The 19,719-nt window shown below is 38.5% G+C and carries 20 protein-coding genes; all 20 read right to left on the bottom strand.

Annotated elements, in window-relative coordinates:
- Positions 1 to 5: 5 nt before the first annotated feature.
- The 20 genes from gldL to BSHG_RS04660 all read right to left on the bottom strand — a co-directional run bounded on the left by gldL (position 6) and on the right by BSHG_RS04660 (position 19,716).
- Positions 6 to 518: a gliding motility protein GldL gene (gldL, locus tag BSHG_RS04565; RefSeq protein ID WP_005788660.1), complete on the bottom strand. Its 513-nt coding sequence runs from the start codon at positions 516 to 518 to the stop codon at positions 6 to 8.
- A gap of 106 nt (positions 519 to 624) precedes the next feature.
- Entirely contained in the window at positions 625 to 1,200 is a 576-nt protein-coding gene (locus BSHG_RS04570; protein WP_005803172.1) for a hypothetical protein, read from the bottom strand.
- 39 nt (positions 1,201 to 1,239) lie between these two features.
- The gene (locus BSHG_RS04575) at positions 1,240 to 2,526 is read right to left on the bottom strand and encodes a carboxypeptidase regulatory-like domain-containing protein (protein WP_008660805.1); all 1,287 of its coding nucleotides are present in this window, start codon (positions 2,524 to 2,526) and stop codon (positions 1,240 to 1,242) included.
- Positions 2,527 to 2,551: 25 nt separating this feature from the next.
- A complete protein-coding gene (locus BSHG_RS04580; protein WP_008660804.1) occupies positions 2,552 to 3,793 on the bottom strand; it encodes a hypothetical protein in 1,242 nt (413 codons plus the stop codon).
- Positions 3,794 to 3,798: 5 nt separating this feature from the next.
- Positions 3,799 to 4,467, bottom strand: coding sequence for a YjbH domain-containing protein (locus tag BSHG_RS04585; protein WP_005788653.1), 669 nt, complete (start codon positions 4,465 to 4,467; stop codon positions 3,799 to 3,801).
- Between the two features lie 45 nt (positions 4,468 to 4,512).
- Positions 4,513 to 5,232, bottom strand: coding sequence for a WecB/TagA/CpsF family glycosyltransferase (locus tag BSHG_RS04590; RefSeq protein WP_008660803.1), 720 nt, complete (start codon positions 5,230 to 5,232; stop codon positions 4,513 to 4,515).
- 177 nt (positions 5,233 to 5,409) lie between these two features.
- Positions 5,410 to 6,630 carry a glycosyltransferase family 4 protein gene (locus tag BSHG_RS04595; RefSeq protein WP_008660801.1) on the bottom strand — a complete coding sequence of 407 codons (1,221 nt, stop codon included), beginning with the start codon at positions 6,628 to 6,630 and terminating at the stop codon, positions 5,410 to 5,412.
- The gene (locus tag BSHG_RS04600; protein WP_008660799.1) at positions 6,624 to 7,787 is read right to left on the bottom strand and encodes a polysaccharide pyruvyl transferase family protein; all 1,164 of its coding nucleotides are present in this window, start codon (positions 7,785 to 7,787) and stop codon (positions 6,624 to 6,626) included. The genes BSHG_RS04595 and BSHG_RS04600 overlap by 7 nt, the downstream gene beginning before the upstream one ends.
- A 30-nt stretch (positions 7,788 to 7,817) precedes the next feature.
- Entirely contained in the window at positions 7,818 to 9,080 is a 1,263-nt protein-coding gene (locus BSHG_RS04605; protein WP_008660797.1) for a Coenzyme F420 hydrogenase/dehydrogenase, beta subunit C-terminal domain, read from the bottom strand.
- Positions 9,067 to 10,098 carry a glycosyltransferase family 4 protein gene (locus BSHG_RS04610; protein WP_008660796.1) on the bottom strand — a complete coding sequence of 344 codons (1,032 nt, stop codon included), beginning with the start codon at positions 10,096 to 10,098 and terminating at the stop codon, positions 9,067 to 9,069. Before BSHG_RS04610 ends, BSHG_RS04605 begins: the two co-directional genes overlap by 14 nt.
- A 14-nt stretch (positions 10,099 to 10,112) precedes the next feature.
- A complete protein-coding gene (locus BSHG_RS04615) occupies positions 10,113 to 10,676 on the bottom strand; it encodes a serine acetyltransferase (RefSeq protein WP_005815296.1) in 564 nt (187 codons plus the stop codon).
- A 12-nt stretch (positions 10,677 to 10,688) separates the two neighbouring features.
- Positions 10,689 to 11,711: an acyltransferase family protein gene (locus tag BSHG_RS04620; RefSeq protein WP_008660795.1), complete on the bottom strand. Its 1,023-nt coding sequence runs from the start codon at positions 11,709 to 11,711 to the stop codon at positions 10,689 to 10,691.
- A 4-nt stretch (positions 11,712 to 11,715) separates the two neighbouring features.
- Complete coding sequence (locus tag BSHG_RS04625) at positions 11,716 to 12,744, bottom strand: glycosyltransferase (RefSeq protein WP_008660793.1); 1,029 nt, start codon at positions 12,742 to 12,744, stop codon at positions 11,716 to 11,718.
- 41 nt (positions 12,745 to 12,785) lie between these two features.
- Positions 12,786 to 13,868 (bottom strand): EpsG family protein, encoded by a 1,083-nt coding sequence (locus BSHG_RS04630; protein ID WP_008769765.1) that lies wholly within the window; start codon positions 13,866 to 13,868, stop codon positions 12,786 to 12,788.
- A gap of 83 nt (positions 13,869 to 13,951) precedes the next feature.
- Positions 13,952 to 14,731, bottom strand: coding sequence for a glycosyltransferase (locus BSHG_RS04635; protein ID WP_225550796.1), 780 nt, complete (start codon positions 14,729 to 14,731; stop codon positions 13,952 to 13,954).
- A 263-nt stretch (positions 14,732 to 14,994) separates the two neighbouring features.
- Entirely contained in the window at positions 14,995 to 15,546 is a 552-nt protein-coding gene (locus BSHG_RS04640; protein ID WP_005815310.1) for a serine acetyltransferase, read from the bottom strand.
- Positions 15,547 to 15,559: 13 nt separating this feature from the next.
- Positions 15,560 to 16,549: a glycosyltransferase family 2 protein gene (locus BSHG_RS04645; RefSeq protein WP_005815314.1), complete on the bottom strand. Its 990-nt coding sequence runs from the start codon at positions 16,547 to 16,549 to the stop codon at positions 15,560 to 15,562.
- 9 nt (positions 16,550 to 16,558) lie between these two features.
- Positions 16,559 to 17,548 (bottom strand): glycosyltransferase family 2 protein, encoded by a 990-nt coding sequence (locus BSHG_RS04650; protein WP_005815316.1) that lies wholly within the window; start codon positions 17,546 to 17,548, stop codon positions 16,559 to 16,561.
- Between the two features lie 5 nt (positions 17,549 to 17,553).
- On the bottom strand, positions 17,554 to 18,636 hold the full coding sequence (locus tag BSHG_RS04655; protein ID WP_008660789.1) for a glycosyltransferase family 2 protein: 1,083 nt from the start codon (positions 18,634 to 18,636) through the stop codon (positions 17,554 to 17,556).
- 33 nt (positions 18,637 to 18,669) lie between these two features.
- Complete coding sequence (locus BSHG_RS04660; RefSeq protein ID WP_229035257.1) at positions 18,670 to 19,716, bottom strand: polysaccharide pyruvyl transferase family protein; 1,047 nt, start codon at positions 19,714 to 19,716, stop codon at positions 18,670 to 18,672.
- Positions 19,717 to 19,719 lie beyond the last annotated feature (3 nt).

Raw genomic sequence — 19,719 nt, 5'->3', positions numbered from 1 at the left:
TCGTCTTATTTCCCGGTTTTTACATTCATGGCATTCAGCATCTGACTATATTGCTTGTTCAGTAATTCTATGTATGCTGCCATTTTTTCTGTCTCCTTTTTCAGTTCCTCCGAATTCATCTCGTTCAACGACTTAGCATGTTCCGTCATTCCCTTTATTTGCGCTTCGTACGTTTCATTGAGTTTACACACGTTGTTTTCCAGTCTTTTCAGCTGCTGTATGTACTTTTCTGTCATCAGTGTATCCGATACTCCTGTATGGGGATTTATGTTTGCGTTTTTATCATTCAATAGCGGAAACACCCTTTCCCATTTGTACTCTCTAGCCGGTTCGTCAAATCCGGAGATGAAGAAGATGAATACCTCCGTAAATAATCCGATCATTAAAAACAGATTATCATAAGGCATGTGAGCGATTTTGAATACGGCTCCCAAAATAACCAGACAGGCTCCCCAGCAATAACAGAGGTTATAGAAACGTTTTCCTGTTCTGCTCGATAAGAATTTACTTAATTTCATTGTAGTCAATCCGTTTTTTTTGATTTCCCCACGGAGTTTACACAGATCGTTTCACGGATTAATCTCGTGGAATGATCTGTGCTAATCTGTGGTCAATTTTATGCTATTAGAATTTGTATATCACACCTACGGTCATCATTCCGCCGGCAAACACATCATCTTTGTTTTCGATGTCATAGAACTTGGTACTGATTTTGATTCCCGGTTCAGCAAAGATGCTCAGATGCGAATTCAGCCTGAAAGCAGCTTGCAGAGAGAAGTTACCGCTCATGGTATTCGTCTTTGACAGTCTGGGATAATCATCACCAAACGAATAGTAGTTGTACCCTAATCCGAAAATGGCGTTCAACCGGAATTTTCTGTTTTCGTCGGTATAATTCTTCATCAGGTTCACCAGGATATCCGCTCCGGCACCGACTGTCACGGCATTGTATCCGCCTTTCAGCCATACGTTGCCGGCTTCTGCATCGACGCGCAGACCGATGATCTTGTTTAACCACACGCCGCCGGAGACTTTCCCTCCCAATATGTTGTTTGCCGAACCATTTAAAGCTGTGACCCCGTTAATACCTCCCGATACAAACCATTCCGGTTTGAATGGATTATCCTGTGCCTTTACATTTCCGAATAGCAGCAGCAATCCGGCCAACAGCAATCCTGTTTTTATATTATTCAGCTTCATGATTTATTTGTTTTTTAGTTAGTGTTTATCGGACAACTTTTAAATCTTACCTCCCGAGTGCTGGCTTGCTTCCACGTTGGTGTAAGTAATCTGCATTCCTGTATAGAATTTCAGGGTGATGGTCACTGTTCTTCCGCCACTGATTTTGAATGTATATGTCTTTTCGCAATATTTAGCCTGATTCAGGTAATAAAGGATATGGTTACCGCTGATACCCGCTATCAGTTCGTGAGCCACTTTATAAGTTCCCGTCGTTCCTTCCTGCGCTTCAATGGCACTGTTGATCGTCGTGGCCATGCCTTGGGCATCCGCAGCGTCTACGCCTGCATTCATCAGCGCCTTTTCCGGACTGACAGTATATTCCCATCCGGCCGTAGCCTCAAAGTTGATTTTGTATTCCGGAATGGCAGTCATATTGCCTTCATTGCTTTTTTTCTCTTCCTTGTTTGTCTCGCCTACCAGTTCTTTTCCTGTGGTCTTGCTACTCTTGACACGCATCGAATATTTTCCGGACAGTGATGCACCTGCGGGCAATGTGAACTTATAGCTGTTCGTTTCCGAGTCATAAATGGCATCTGCCACTTTGTTCCAGTTTTCTCCGGCCCTTGTGGTTGTTTTCTGATTGTACACTTCCACATTTTCGAACGTTGTATGTTCCGAAGCTTTGTTTATGATTGCCAGTGTTACCGGTTTGGCCAGAGTGACCTCTTTGGCTGTTTCCACTTCGATGTTTGCGATCGCTACCGGAGTCTCCACATTATTTCCCGGTGTCACGGTTGTTGTCACGGCAGCCGGTTCTTCATACGGAGTCACGCTTACGGTTGTAGTTGTTTCTATGGCTTTGGGAGGAATAATTACAGCTGCTTCTGCCTGAGAGATATTGCTGTCTCCTTTATCGGTTACCACCACTTCTTCTTCCGCATCGGCCTTCACTTCTTTTTCCGGAGCTTTCTTGCTTAATTTCACACTCAGACTCACCATACTGCGGTTTGCCGCATTGTCTGCGATGGTTGCCGTTGCATTGTCTATGCTCATATACCCTTCTTTGCTGAATGTCACGGTGTACACCTTCTTGCTGTCCACTGTCAGTTTATAAGCCCCTTCCGCATCCGTCGTAGCCGTTACTTCACCGGCTTTCACTTCTACACCGGACAGCGCGGTCGTTCCTTCCGTTACTTTACCTGCAATGTAGTATTCTATTGTTTTTTCGGCAGGATCCACTACAATTTCCGGTTTCTTCTCGTCTTCTCCGAAAGAGCATCCGGTTGTTCCCAAGGTCGTTGCCATCAGCAACACACCTATCTTAAATAAGTCACTCTTTTTCATAATCATTTTTGTCATTAAGAAAATATTAAAACTGTTTTTTGTTTCTCTCTTTTTCGATACTTTTTATCAGGAAATGCCGTATATATTCCGGCTGAAAGAATCCGCTGCTCTGGTTTTCTGCCGGTCGTGTCTGATAGGTATATCCCATTTTCCTATCGGCATACTCGCCCCACGACACCATGCTATATTCGGCGGCAAAAAACTCAGCCGGCTTCATCCTGACAGCATGATTCCGGTTCCATTTCTTTCCGGGCAGGGGGATGGCAAAATGAAATCCTCCGTTAACTTCTCCTTCCACATACATGGCATACACTCCTACGGCATACTCTCCGAAGTGGCGTGTGCAGTCTCCTCTCAGCCCATAGTCTCCATACAAATATCTTCCGGCCTGTAGGTCGAGTTGAGTATTGAATTGCGGTACATAGAGCGAACCTTTCACGGCTGCATTGATTCGTTGACGGGTACCGATATACCATCCATCGTCCGTGATGGCCGAGTATCCGGTTGTGCCTATCTGCGCTCCCAGCTCCACCCGTCCGTTGCCGGTACGATATTTCACTTCAGCCTGTGCTCCGATCCGATGATCGGTGAAGTTGCCTGCCACGATGCGGGCCAGAAAATTATTCCGGAACCTTATTTCCTGTGAAATCGTCATTACCCCCGGACGTATCTTTTTGTATTCACCCTTCATATTGGTTGCGATGGGGAAGACCACCTGTGCCGTTGCTTTCGCTCCTTTCCACAAGTCCATTTCTACAGCCGGCGACAGATTGACTCTGTATGAATACAGTTTATCGAAAGTGGAGTTTTCCAGTGACACTTCCGGATACAGGACGATGTCCGCTTTCCATGCCGAGCGGTTGATCACCCCTGCGCTTCCTTTCAATAGTCCCATAGGGCGGTCGGTATCATAACTCATCTCCATCCGTTCGTACACCTCTTTCAATGAAATCCCACCGGATTTATAGCCCGCTATCAACGTATCCGGCAGGCTGATGCTGAGTTGCGGAATACCGTTTCCGTCCAGTGCCACCAGTTCCAGGTTGCCGTTGCCCATCCCTTCCATTCCTGCGATGATTGCTTTTCCCACTCCGCGGTAGGTTCCTCTGTATACATTGTCCTCAAAGGCGGCAACAGTCGTTCCTCCCGTTTCAATGGTCCGGATATTTTCCATACCCAGCTCCCTGAGCTTTTGGGCGACCTGTGCATGGACAGTGATAGAGGAGGAGAGGAGCAGGCCGATTATTATTGTCAATTGTTTCTTCATACAGCTTAATGGATTAAGACACATTCATATCGTATCCCTCCGGAAATACATTTAAACTCCCGGGTAAATACATTCAGTGAGAGATGTTTCCACAATTTGGCTGCTGCTCCTACGTTGAATCCGTCGGAGTCATATTCGGCCATGATGGACAGTGGCTTGCAAAAAGAGGGAGTATAGCTGAGGCCGCCGAATATGCCGTCCTGCAAGGTATACTTGTCTTTACTTAATGGATAGTAATATCCTGCGGTTGCTGCCAGCCGGTGTTCGCCTATCATGAAACTTTTTGTGGCCACTCCATATACGGATGCGAAATAATTGTATCCTTTATCTTTGAACGGATCGTTACTGCCAATGACAATTGCCGGCCAGTATTTACCCTCCTTCAGCGGGCGGAGCCTTACAGATAACGATCTGTCTTGCTGATTGAATTTAGGCTTTTTAGCCATGTAGTCACTTTTCAGCAAGATGCAACGGTAATTCAATTCCAGGAATGAAAAGAAGGTGATGTTCACGAAATAGTTTCCGGAGTTGTATTTAAAAGGATTCAGTTCTTCAGGCAAATAGTTACCGCCGATCATGAAGGTACCTGTCTGTTGCATCTCGGCGGTCGGAATGTTCATCATTCCTGTTGTCCCCATGGTATACTGTGCCTTGATTCCTGATGTTATCATCATTACACAGACCGTTAATACTGCTTTTTTTAGCCTCATTGATTGATGTTATATAGAGAATTTTTCTTTGGTGATGTTCCACAGGAACAAGGCATTCCCGATGATATACCGGCGCCACATGCGCCTAGGCTCTTTGATCAAGCGATACAGCCATTCCAGTCCATGCTCTTGCCACCGGACCGGAGCACGTTCCACCGTACCCGCAAAGAAGTCGAATACCGCTCCGATAGTTCCTATATGTCCGTTCACCTCCAGTGCATCCAGATGCGTATACGCCCATTTCTCTTGTTTGGGAGCCGTCATGCCTATCCACAATAAGTCCGGCTTTACCGCATTTATGGCATCTATCATCATTTGATTTTCTTCTTCTGTAAATTCCGGTTTGTAGGGTGGGGAGTAAGTCTCTATTCGAATATTCGGATATACGGTTTTAGCTTTTTCTTTGATCAATTTAAGTGTATTTTTGCTGCTTCCCAGAAAGTAGCAAATACCTCCTTTCCGGTTCAGCCGTTCCATTTCATATTCAAAGAGATCCCATCCGGCAGTACGTTCTATGCTCTCTTTTCGGAGCCATCTAAACGCCAATACCATGCTTGCTCCGTCAGGAATCAGTGCTCCGCCTTTGAGTAAGGCTTCTGCAAACCCGGCATCTTTCAAGGCTGTATTATATGAATGGGCGTTAATTGTGTTTATCAATAATTTACCTTCGGGCAATATAGATAAGTCGCTCCTGTGCTTCAGGAGTGAAACTGTTTTGAGCTTCAACATGTTTCTGAGATGGAATGGGTAGTTATAAGTACGCTACGCTGCTACCTGTCACGAAGAGCAGGCTTTGGAATTATGGGGTAAGAATTTCTTTGCAAAGGTATGCTTTTTCCGATAAAGAGGAAAGTATTTATTAAAAAAGATATCATACATATTATTTTTATAGCTTGTATCTTTTACTCATTCTTGTGACAATACTTTTTTATATAGACTGACCATCTGTTTGGCTTTATTGTCCCACGATAGTTCCTCTTGACGGACTCTGCAATTTTCAGACATTTGCTTAAGTACGTCTCTATGGTTAAACAGATATGTTATCTTCTCCGCAAAATCGTTGATGGATTGTTGCGGAGTAGATAGGGGAATTTTTATCCCTACTTGTTCATTAATTGAGTCACCATGTCCACATATGTCGAAACAGATAACAGGAAGGTTATTGTTGATGGCTTCTAAAACAACATGTGGAGTTCCTTCAGCTATGCTGGTAAAAAAGAAAATATCTGCTTTCTGCATGAGTTCCTGAACTTCATTATGTGAGATAACCCCATGCCAGATACATTGATGTGATATGTTCAATTCCATCGCTAACTTTTGATAGGAGTTATTGTTACCACCTACGATATGGAGTTTTATATGTGGATTAGCCAGTCGTGCTATGGCCTTTATCGCTAAAGGCAATTGTTTTCTGAAATCTAATTTACCTACCCAAAGCAAATTTAAATCACCTTTTTCTTTTGTACTGTTTATTATTGTTGTTTTAGGATAACACCCTGTTTCATTTAATAAGGGAGCGTCAATATGAAAATATTTCTTGAAACTCTTCTGAGATTCAGAAGATGCGGATGTTACTACAGAGGCTTTTTTTACAGCTTTTTTTACTCGTAGTGAATATCGTAACTGTAAACCGGTTATGTGATTTTTTAATCTGATGAATAAGTTTGCTTTTATCCCTGCATCTCTTAGATATGCTGTCGGAAATTTTTCTTTAGCATCTACCGGTCCCCAAACAAATGGCTTATCTAGTTTCCAAAGGTATCCGGGTTCTCTAAAGCCAATCATATTTAATTGGTGTACAATATCTATATGTTGTTTGACTATTATTTCCTGTGCCATCTCGTAAGTCTTCCATTGCCATTTCTTATAGTGTTTATAGAAACGCCAATCTCCTTGATTCCAACACATCTTCCGTATTTCTTCCGAAACCGGATTATAGTAAAAGTGCATGTGTTTCCCTTGAGGCAGGGTAGGGAGCACTGCCTCTATTTTGTCTCTGAATTCACCTTCAGTGATAATGTATAGTTCACAATGCCTGGCTAGGTTTATGCACCAGTTCCAGGCCATACCCGGTTCACTGCCCATGTTGGGAGAACAGGCGTAAGCGTTGATAAGGATACTTAGCATTTTTGTTCTTTATTCTCTATTATACTTTTGAGGTAATCTATTGAGTTGTTGACCAATAATCTCAAGTGATTGTTGGTCACTTCACTACATGCAGTCATTACATTTAATTCTGCTATGGAATCTTCGTATAGTATGCGATTACTCATATCTACTTTGTCCAGAAATGAAATCATCCGTCCATTGTTTTTCCTTTTACGGTTTAGTACGCAACAAAAAGGTGTTGCAAAATTCACAGAGAATGCAGTACCATGAAAAGAATTGGTCACCATACAAGTAGCGTTAGCTATCAGCCAAAGGAATTCTGAAGGACCGGCATCCAGGATATTGTTGATTCCGACAATTTTTTTCATTCCGTAAGCCCGTTTACAAATATTATATACTGGGAGATTTTTCTCTTTGCCTATTTTTAATGCTACATCTATTACTGTTTGTGATGGAAATAATTGGTAAATCAATATGTACTGGGTAGATATTTTTGCTAAAGGTTTCATATAAGGTTCCCAATCTGCTTTACTCAATAGTAGAGTGGGATCAACAACTAATTTTGCCTCACGTCCAGTCAGTTGTTTTACGAGTTCAACTCCGCTCTGTTCCCTTACTGCAATTGTGTCTAGATTGTTCAACAGCTTTGCATAGCGTTTGCTTAGATTAGGTGCTATTGATGCTACACCAAATGAAGAAGCATAAGTCACTTTAGGAGCATTTTTCGGAGCAAAAGTTAGAAAGTAAGGTTCAATAGAAGAAGAAGCTGAAGGATTCCATACTTGATCGCTTCCTACCATATAAATGTCATACTTAGGGTAAGTCTTGTACAACTCATCCATTGATTTGTATTGAGCTGAAAAGCGCTCACTATCTATAAATGATTGATAGTTGTGTAACCTTCGTCTCATGTTCCCATTGAATATAGGTAATACCTTATTTACTACCCAACTCATTAGTCTGTATTTTATCCAGTAGCTTAGTTTACCTTTCATGTCTAAAGGTACAAATGGTTGTGATAGGGGAGTGTCTTTAAAATGCCAGTCTTTATAATAAAGGTAATTTATTATCTCTGCATTATGTCCCATTTGTTCCAATTTCTTCTGCGTTGCAAAAGCTTGTAGCTCTGCTCCATAGTTGTTTACTTTGCAAATAGTGATTATTCCAATTTTCATTTGTATATTTTTTTGTTATTGTAATTGGGCTTAGGCCATTTTACCCCCCCCCCTATTTGCATTATTTAACAATTTAAGTAGGTTATCATCTTTCTGAAATTTACTGATTAATTGTTTCTTTTGGTACTTAACCAGATATATTGTTCCCAATTTATAGAGTGCCCAAAATAGTTTGTATGGCATTCTGTTGGTTAATATCTTGAACCGTATTCGTTTAGGAAGAATCTTTCGGAAGAAGTCAGGCCACATCACTATTGGATGGAATTGAATTAGTTTGTACCCTGTAAATAAATGCGGATTTCCATTAATTGCTGTACGTAGTGATTCTTTGAAAGTATAAATCGCATCCGCTGCTTTTATCATGGTATCTGCTTTGTTATTGTTGGCTATGATAAGTGATACACCCTGTTTATAATAGTCTGGTACCTGTAATCCCCAAAAATCTGCTATTGTAATATCCGCTACCCTATTTATTTCCGCAAACTGGCAATTGCTACAACTCTTTCGGTCGAGCATCCATCCTGCATAAATAGCGTAAAACATGTCATCCTTCCGTTTCAATTTTATTTCTTCTCCATTCTGTTCAATAGTAGTACATTGCGACTGTTCCCAATCTTGTGTGCCGTGTCGTTTATCTCGAAAACGATATATACGTGAGGAGTTATAGTATTTTAAATGAAGATCAAGAGCTTCATAACTGGCAATACCGTGACATACAACCTCAATTGTTATAAGCCGTTCACTATCCCTCTTTTTACCTAAAAAGCCATATAATCCTGCTATTTGACATGGACACCCTGAAAATAATATCCAATATCCGGTTTTTAGTCTCTCTATAACTTCTTTATATATTCCTTGAGTATCGCTTTGTATATATTTGCTATTAGTTAATAACACAATATCCTTTTCCTGCTCTATTAATTGATGATATACTCTATTGTTTGCGAGTGTAGCTCCAATGACGGCAACTTTATCTTCTTTATGCAGGTGGAAAAAGCTTTGTGCTAAACCAGAAAAACCACCTCCGGAGGCTGCATCAATGCGGGTCTGTTCATCATTGGCCCAACCTCCATATACATTCATTTCTTCAGCTCTGTTCTTTTTTACAGGAGTTATTATCGGACATGCTTTTTCACACAAATGACAATTCATGCATTTATGGGTATCTACTTTCACAAATGGCATACAGTTCTTTTCCACAATCTTGATAGCATCATGTGTACATGCATCACTGCAAGCCATACATCCGGTGCAGTATTTTTCTTTTGCTAGGCGAGGACTACATGTTCTCATATATTTTTTCAATTTTATTGCAAATAGTGATGATATTAAAGTCGTTACATACCAATTTATCTGCTTCGTTTACTATACTATTCCTATAAGTCTCCGATTTTATTAATTGTTCTAATTTGTCAGCCAACATCTTTAAATCGTAAGTTTCATAAATCATAGCATCAATACCGTCGTGAAAAACTTTTTCTAATCCTCCTACAGGAGTTGTAATGACAGGAATTCCATAAGCAATTGCATCTATTACTCCCATGGGAAATCCTTCTCCCCAACTGGGCAAACAATAAATGGAAGCATGTTGAAATATACTCTCTTTTGTATTGCCGGCTATCCAACCCAGGAATTCAGTTTGTTGTTCTATACCAAATTTAACAGCCAAGGATTTACCTTTTTCAATTTCTCCATTTCCTGCGAATTTTATTTTCCAATCTGGATATTTTGCAGCAATTTTACTGAATGCTTCAATAAGTCGGTTGTAGCCTTTTCTGTCTGATAGAATCCCTGCATATAGAATATAATTCTCTCTTTGAATGCTTCGTTTCACACTCGGGCATGGATTATAAAGCACTTGTATATTATATTTATTCCCTCGGTATGCTTCGTTTATCCATTCTATCCATTTGGGAGATAGTACAAGAAGTTTATTAGATAGTTCGAATAAATGCTTTATATTGCCACTAAACATAGGATCGAATAGATGCTTTTCCGTTGCTGGATGAAAGTGAACAATAATTTTCTTTCTAAACAGAAGAGCAATCCGTGCAAATATAAGTTTTCTATTGACTGATGTTCTTAATCCTACATGTATATGTACAATATCATAGAAAGGTAGAAGACAAATATATTCTATTAAGGCTGTAGCTAAATACCATAATTTTCTTACGCTATTTCCATCCCGATGTGTTTCAATCCATTTACAATGAAACTTTTTCCATTGTTCTCCTGTTTCATGTGCTTTTACTACAGAAGTGATTCCTCCTTTGGTTTTACGAGAGGTGGCCACTACTAAAACTTTAGGCATAGATAATAATGGTTTTATAGTATATTTATTTCTTTGAATCTTAATACTTTTGCTGGTATCCCACCAACTATGGCGTTATCTGGAATATCCTTTGTGACCACTGCATTTGCTCCTATGGTAACGTTGTTTCCTATTATAATGGAACCGAAAATTTTGGCTCCGAGTCCAAAGTAGCAATTGTTGCCTGCAATTATTTGTGTGTCAGTTGCTTTCTCATACTTGTTACCAAATACTACTCCAGGAAGTAGTGTGCAATTATGTCCTATATGACACTGTGCCCCAATATGAATAAAATCTCCCACATGATAGATCCTTAAACCTGCTCCAATAGTATTAGGATAAATAGTTATTTTTAGTTTGAAACCTAGTCGTTTATAACGGAAAAAATGGTAGAAAAATAGAATTTTATTTTTGTTGGTGTTTTTATAATATTCCACATAACGCAAATGACGAATATAGTGGAAGATATACCATATTTCATTGTGTAATAACCAGTCTTTTATATTAGGCTTATGATTATTGAAACGCTTCAGGTCCTCGGATAAATAATATTTTAAGTCTTTTTTTGATTGTATCATAATATTCTTATGTTAACTGTAAAGTTTGGTTACATCCCGCCAGTCATAATCCCCATCTTTAAAAGTCTGACTCCATATTCGGGAAAGACAGCGGAGAAGGTAAGCTGTAACAAGAATAGTGGAAAATATTACTAATAGATTTAATGGGAAAATATTATTAAGTTTGTCAGTGAACAAGTTGTATTGTACTAAATATATCTCCAAGCAGAGCCCACTGATGAAACGAATGATAGGACCTGTCAGATGATGATGATATGCTTGGGTTAATAATTTTGTGTTGGACAATCTCCAAAAATAATATGTAGTGCCCAATAGAGGAATTAGTGATGATATTTGCAATAGTTCCCATCCTATACCTGTTTGGCGCTTAAACCAACATAATCCAAAAAATAGAACTATACATATCAATAGTTTTAGAAAGATTGGGATAATATGGATGTGTTTGTCATATAATCCTTCGAAAAACGGATATGTTTTTTTATTCAGGTTTCTTTTTAATCCCATCATAGATCCTAAAAGCATAAATAAGAAATAATAGCACCATTTAAAGTAATTCCATCCATACATATTATTACCGCTTTTTTCACCAAAGCCTAGTACAAAGTACCACAGAAGCGTTATAGTTGCTGCCATGAAAAACACCCATTTAAGATGTTTCTTAAGAAATTTACGTATAAACCACAGTACTACATAATAAATCATGATGCAGCTTACAAACCAACCACCGCCTTTGATTAGTATTTCTGGCATATCATAACGCTGATCGAAAAATACCGCTGCAATTAGCGCCCATGTAAACACTGTCGGATAGATACGGTTTATTCTTCGTTTATACCAGTTAAAGAAATCCATATCCCGACCTAAAAATAAGGTGTAACCAGAGCAAAAAAAGAACAGTGCATCACCTATCGCCCCACCAGTGGCTAGATAGGAATAGTCTCCATATAGAATATCCATATGTGAGTTGGTTATCATAATAGCTGCGATACATTTTAGAATGTCAATGCTGATGTCTCTTGGGGGAGCCTTGTACATATGATTATTTCTTGATTTTTGCTAATACTAACAGTAATGAATAGAAATTATGACGCATAGCGAATGTAAATATTCTATGTGGTAAAGGCATTACTGACAGAGGATATGTTTTCCAAATGGGTTTCCAAATACCGTCTTTACATATTGAAGAAGTAATTTGTTTCTTCTCAATGTTTGTTATGCTAGAATTGAGTATGTTGCATATATAGTTGCGTGTGTAACCGAGGAACATTCTTTGTATCCGTAGTTGTACATTGTCTTCCACTCCTAATCGATGGCAACGGTCGGTTATCTCTATATATAATTGTTTAAAAAGGCTGAATTTATCTTTTTTTATTGTGTGCGAAATTGAGATCGGATTTGTCCGATAGTTATAGAAGGTTTGTGGTAGTACACATACAATATTACTATTAGCCAATACATCTACATTGAATATCAAGTCTTCGGAAGGTAATATACGTTCTGATACGAATCGTAGATGTTTTTTTTCTATCAAATTACGACGGTAGAGGACTACCTTAGCGGATACTTGAATAGCGCGCTCCTCGCGTGCATAAGGATCTGAAGCTATTAAATCTTTTAGAAGCGTATGAATTTCATTTTTACTTTTGTATAGTTTAAATTCTTTTTGATGAGTCACTGTTCCTGTAGGGATGCCAGCCATTGTTATTCGTTTTAAGCCTGTAAAAACAGCATCACAGGTATATTTTTGGGCTACATTATACATGGTCATATACATGTCAGAATCTACATAATCATCAGAGTCGCAAAATGCCACATACTCTCCCGTAGCTACATCTAAGCCACTGTTACAAGCCATACCCAGCCCTGCATTTTTTTTATGAATAACCTTTATGTTAGGGTATTGAGCGGCATAATCATCACATATCTTTGGACAATTGTCAGGAGACTCATCATCAATTAGAATAATTTCTATATCTGATAGTGTTTGTGCAAGAAGTGCCTGTACACATTGGTCTAGATATTTTTCTACATTATATATTGGTACTATAACTGAAACTTTAGGTATCATAGATTATGTTATTTTTGGGGGTACGTGGTATTTTCAGTGACTTATATAAATTTGAAAAAAGGATAATGGGTATCCCAGATGAACATAGTACGCCCACTGAAGAATAAGTATTTTACGTAGTAATAAACAAACCAAAGGAGACAGACATAGGCTACTTTTTGGATAGGTTTTAGTTTAATTGTTTTATAGGATACTACTATTGCTAAAGCAAAGTAACCTACAATATCTAGAGTTTGTCCTATACGATGCAAAATTTCTAGTTTTACGAATATAGACTCTATACACAAACCAATAATAAAGGTATTAAGCATTGTTATCAGAGCATAATGTTTGGGTAACTTTTCTATGATTAGTCTATATCCGAAATACATCAATGCAGAAGAGCCTATCACTTGAATAATTTCCACGATAAAATTTTTATCATACTGATCGTTCTCACCCTTTTCTGAAAACCAATAGTCAGCATTCTTCACATATTCTGCTGCACGTTCGTTTGTGTCTGCTGCAAAGCTTAAAATGGGTTCCAGCCAATTGAAATTAAATATATGTGGTAATATGTAGACACACGCAACATATATCGGTATGGCAAACTGTGGCTGGAAAGGTTTACGCCAAAATATATAGAGGGTGGTGATTACAAATAAGCTTATAATATTGCCAGTGTGTATGGCTAATGTTAGTATGGCAAATATTATGCAGTATATTAATTTTTTATGGTTATGCAATATATCCTTTGGCTTGTTAAATTTCAACTTAAAGAGATATTTCAAATATAGGAAGAAAAAAGAGTAGCTGAATGCCTGGCGTATCATGCTTTCTTCGAAGTTCATGAAGCCTATCAAGAATAGTGGGAACATATATCTGGCATACGTGCGATAGTCTTTCATAAAAATCATGGCGCACAATGCAAATGTGAACGCATACACCATAAAACAACTATACTCATTAATACCAACTATTCTGAGTAATTCATTAATGACTGAGAAAAATGGATTTTCGACATGCAGGCTACCTTCACGGAAAATTCTGGAGTACGCAAAGTAATCATTTCCTCTGGCAAATCGGCAGCCTTGTACAATAGAGAATAGGATTACGCACAATCCGGCATTATGCCAGTAATCCATGCTTTGCGAGATATTTCTACCGGCTTTCCAGAATGTATATAATAACAGTAAATTTAGTAATATGAAGTCAAGGTCCAAATTCATTATAATGCGCTTATTTGTCTCACAAACTTCTCAATAGTAAATTGTAATCCCATATTGGCTGCCGATTGTTGCATTGTATTCAATCGTATTCTATCTGTTTGTAATGCGGTTATAGCCTGAGAGAACTCTTCTACATTAGAGTTATTACAAAATATAGTGTTACTATCATCACAATAGTCTTTGATGGAACCAACATTGCTACAAATCATAGCTAATCCCATAGCTAATGATGTGACAATTACATTACTACCTACGGTATCTTCCATGACATTTAGCGATATATCGGCATTAGCCATGTGCTGTCGTAACTCGGATTCCTCAACAAATGGGATGAGTTCGACATTTGTATTTTTCAGGAAATAGGATGACAAATCATTTACCCCTTGGCAAATGGTAAAATTGACATTAGGGTTATTATCAACGATTGTTTTTAGTAGTTTGAGGTTTCTCATCTGATTACCCATGGCTATTACACGGATATTCTTATGCAAACGTACAGGTCTTTTGTTATGGTAATATTCATCCACATAATGAAAGGTGGTAACAACTTTATCTTCAGGTAGCCCTTTGGTAATAAGGAATTGGGTTAATGAATGGCCAAGGGTAAGAAATTTATCGATGCAGATTGTCCATTCATCAAATGTTTTCTTGTCTGAGAATCCTTTTTCCAACCGGCTTGGAACAAGGTGAACCATTGCGTAGAGAGGTATGTTGAATTTATATCTTTTCACTTTTTGTGCAAAATGGAGCATGGGAAAAAATTTCTCCATGTATTCCATAAGAATTATTTTATCTCCTTTTCGTAGCTTTGATATTATGTGATTGTACAACTTTTTCGTGTATAGTCTGTGCTTGTATCGAGCAAAGTGATATTGTAAACTTGCTATGATTCGAATGGGGGATTTTGACCTGTCATTCCAAAAGGCAGGAATAACGAAGGTTTTATAGCTTTCAGGATACATCTCCTGAATTTGGTTGCATAAGTATTTTATACCTGCATGATTATTGCTGGTATTTGACCAGTCCTGGCAAATGAGATATATCATATTTTCTTTATAATTTTTGCAGGTACACCCGCTACTATACAGTTGTTTGGTACGTCTTTTATTACAACAGCATTGGCTCCGATGATGACATTATTGCCAATAGTGACACCACCTATAACTTTGGCTCCACAACAAATTTCTACGTTGTCACCTATTATAGGAGCCTGCAAAGTATGGTCATACCCAATGGTAACTTGCTGATATATTTTGCAATTCTTTCCTATTTGTTTAGCTGATATAATAGTGGCAAAACCATGCTGTATGATAAGTCCGCTATCCACATCGGAGCGAGGAGTGGTAATATATAAATTTGTCATGCGGGGAAAAATCCACTCTATCAGATGGTGGAGATATCCTATGCGGTAATAGAATAGGTTGCGAAACTCCTTGAAACCTATAAATAAACTACACATGTTCCATAATGTGAAGTTCTTATGTTGCCACTGACACCAAGCTTGTCCATCAACTTGAATCTTGTGCATATCTTTGCTTACTTTGAAGAGTAGCCAAAAAAGCGGGAGAGCAAATGCTGTTTTTATTTTCTTCATATTAGTTATTCTCTTAATTCTTATACATCTTCTTCAATCTCGACAATAGTGGATAGAGTGAGTAATAAATTATAGGAAATGTTAGTGCAATTTGAAGGTGCGTCATTCGTTGCGTATAAGAGAGTGAGCGGATATATATTCTTATCTGATGATAATAAAACATATATTCTTTATATCCTAAACTAATAGCAGATTGTATTGCAAGTAGAGCCCATAATTGTAAACGCTTGGTTAGCACTGGAAGTAAATCGGAAAAGTCTTTATGCTTTTGACAAAAAAAGATTTGTTCCCGGCTGTTTAAACATCCATCTATGTAACTCTTAATGGCTTTGGAGGTATTTAGTTCAGAGGTAATGTTACCTTCACGTTCCAATTCATAAAAATAGAGGCAATCAGCGATACAATAGATTCTTTCACATTTGTGCGTAAGCTTGTATGTGGTAGCAGTGTCTTCGTAATGGCGACCTACAGGAAAACGAATTTCTTCAAAAAGGGATGATTCAAAGATTTTAGCACAAACGAAGTTAAAAGGAAAAACATCTTTTAATAGTTTTCGGGTTATATCGATGCCTGTAGAAAGTGTAGATGTTAGAGTTCTGCGATAATCATAAATTTGATTATTTTTATCAATTATATTCATTCCAGCAACTACCATATTACATTGATACAGTTTTACTGTTTCGATGAATTTCTCGATCATGTTGTCTGCGATATAGTCATCGCTATCTACGAAAGTGACATATTGTCCTGTCATTACATTTAGTGCAGCATTACGGGCATCAGAGAGGCCGCCATTGGATTTATGGATGACACGGATACGATTATCTTGCATTGCATATTTATCGCAAATGAAAGGACAATTATCTGGACTTCCGTCATCCACAAGGATAATTTCTAAATTATTATAAGTCTGACGTAATAAGCTGTCTATTGAACGGTGTATGTAGCGTTCTACTTTATAAACCGGTACTATGATTGATACTAAAGGATTGGTGTTGTTCATCTTTGGGGGTTATAGCATTCTTGTAATTTTATTTTTTATTTGTACTAGGAATTTGGCTACAAACATTCTTCTTCTTGCAGTTTTGAAATTATAGCCACGAAGAACTAATGTTAGGCCATAGTAGTTGGATTTTTCATAATCATGTCCATATCTAGTTACATACCAATCATTGATTTCTGGAAAAAGAGAACGAATTGCTTGTTCATTAAGCAATTGGTTACGAAAGGCCGTGATAAGGGTTATACCTTTTAGTTCATTGAGTTCAGGCAGATACTCTGGTGATATTTTGGCCTGCATAAGTCTGCAGAAGTCTATCTGTGCCTGAAGACCACGCATATCAGTGTGGCGTACCATACTATTATCGTTTGTATAAAAGTCGTAGTGATATAATGCGTGGGGTACATAAGCTAATTTACATCCATGTAGCAGAATGGAACAGCAGATATAAAGATCTTCCCAACATATCATTTTTTCCGGGAAATGTAGTTGGTATTTATGGTAAAGTTCGGTACGTATAAGCTTGTTACATAAACTGCCATGGCGTTCCTGCTGAAGGAGTTGGTGCATGAAACTGCTGGAATCTAATAATTGTGGCTTTTGACAATTGTGTATCTGACGGTTAGGGTATTCCATCATAAAGTCGCATATGACCATGTCAGCTTGTTCTTTAACAGCTTGTTGGTAGAGTTCTTCTAGTGTATTACTGTCAATCCAATCATCTGGATCTACATGAATAGAGTATTCGCCTCGCGCCTGTTGCATACCAAATTCACGTGCGGAAGCAACGCCTCCGTTTGGTTTGTGGAAAGCTTTTATTCGGGACTTGTAGGCGGAAGCATATTTTTCACATAACTCACCGCTATGATCGGGACTTCCGTCATCCACCAAAAGGAGTTCCCAATCAGTAAATGTCTGGGTAATGATACTATCTACACATCGGTGTAGATAGGATTCTGCCATATAAACTGGTATGATAATAGATATTTTAGGCGAACTCATAAAGATTAATGCTTTAAGATTGAAAGGAATATTAAGAGCACATGGGCCATCGTGTAATGTTTGCTTTTTACCAAGTAATGTATCAAACGCATCTTGTAGGAATACGAGAGTAACTGATTGGTTGGTATAGTAAAAAAATGATGTAGACGTTGCATGAAGAGTTTACCTGCACAATATTCTTTGTCAACATAGAGCGTTTCCAGTTCCACGATACCCCAAAAAATATAACTAAGTTTATGGTTGGCAAAAAAATGCTCCGGTGGTAATACATCGTGTGTGCGGGTATACATCTCGAAGGTGTCGTAATCTCTGAATTTTTCATATAATCCTTTTAGCATGGCTACATGATAGCCACGATATGTCAGGTCTATCCGACAGTTAAAGTGTTGATTTATATTATGCAGCGTCGTAATTTCTGCTTTATCTAGATATTCTACTTCCTGTCGTGTTAGTACATACTTTTTATAGCCACCCCACACGCCGTCATAAAAGTAGCTGTTTGATGCCACTACCTTTATGGAAGAGCAATAGAGCAGGTACTTATAACAAAAAATAGTGTCCTCACCTAAACGAATTTCGGGATCAAAGCGGTGTTGGTGTTTTTGGATAATATCACGACGAAAGAGTTTGCACCAAGGGGAATAAAGTAAATAGTCATTCTCTACGATGGCTTGTATATTTTTACTAAGGTCATCTCCAATGAGGTATTGAGGTTCTGGTGTGAAGTCTATTCCCGTGGAACTACGAAAGCCACATAATACTAAGTCTGCTTCCTGGCCTTCTACCAATTTCTGAAGGTAGTCCGGCTTTACATAGTCATCTGAATCGATAAAAGTTATGAACTCTCCCTTAGCTATCTCAATTCCTGTATTTCTGGCTGAACTGACACCACCGTTTTCTTTGTGTACGGCATGAATATGAGCATTGTTCTTTGTAAAGCTATTGCAAATATCCCATGTGTTGTCTGTACTCCCATCATCTATTAAAATAAGTTCCCAGTCTGTGAAAGTTTGAGCCAATAGATTATGCACACATCGGGGTAGTTTTGATGCAACTGAGTAACAAGGAACTATAATGGAAACTTTCATGACTAAAAAAATGTCTTTTGGAAATATTGATGCTTATTGTTCTTGTCTTTCGTGTAATGACTGTCTTAAAAAATCACATGACTGTTTTCTCAAATGCTTCAGTCTTTTATTCGCTTGTTTGAAATCAATTAGACTTATTTCAAACTGTTCGTCGGGGCATACTAAACGCTCGGTGAGATTTACTGACTCAAGGAGGGAAGCTGAACGGGAGTCAAAATTATCTCCAAGAGAAAATGTGTAAAATGGACGATTGAAAATAAGTGAGAAAGCGGTTCCATGGAATGAGGTGGTGACTACATAGGTTGCATATCGGATGTAAGTGACAAAATCTGCAGGTGAGGCTGTTTGATACTTAGTGGAATAATGACAGTCGATACGTGCTGTCAGTTCTACTACTATGCCTCCAATAGATTGGGCTATTTCGAAAGCTTTCATCCGGACTGCTGGGTTTTCACGAACTTGATATAATACAACGTAAGGACGATTTTCAGGGCATTTGCCTATTAATGGATTCCAAGCTGTCGCATCTAATAAAAGTGTCGGGTCAAGTACTTGTTGGATGGGCTGGCTGACGAGAGGCTGTAGTATGGGAATAAGTGATGATTCACGTACAGAGAGAGCATCGAAACAGTTAAGAACACGAGTTAGGTATTCTGCTTCTTGTGTAGATAATCTGCTGATTTCCATACTGGGGGCATACGCAATGAACCGACTCTTTCCTTTAGGAAAACAAAAATCGCAGAAATAGACATCATGAAAGCCATTAGTGAGTTGGGGATTCCAAATCTGATCACTGCCTACAATATAAGCATCATAGCTTTGTGGTATATTAGTACGAGTAGCCGGTATAGACATGTAGAGGTGGCGATTGTGAAAATCAGAGAATGCGGCACAACGTTTGTTGAAAAGATAATAATTATAATAGATACTCTTCATTGTGCGTACTGGATTTTTCCCTATCCACGGGCATAGACTGTGACGATGGTATTGCTTTTGATAGAATGCCGGTCTGTAGTCAATCACTTCTACGTTGTATCCTTTTTTAAAGAGGAACTGTTGGAGAGCGTAGCATTGTAGCATGGC

This window comes from Bacteroides sp. 3_2_5 (genome assembly GCF_000159855.2).
GTDB classification, from domain to species: domain Bacteria; phylum Bacteroidota; class Bacteroidia; order Bacteroidales; family Bacteroidaceae; genus Bacteroides; species Bacteroides fragilis.
Note: the sequence above shows the minus strand (reverse complement) of the source record. Positions and strands in the feature narration are given on the sequence as shown.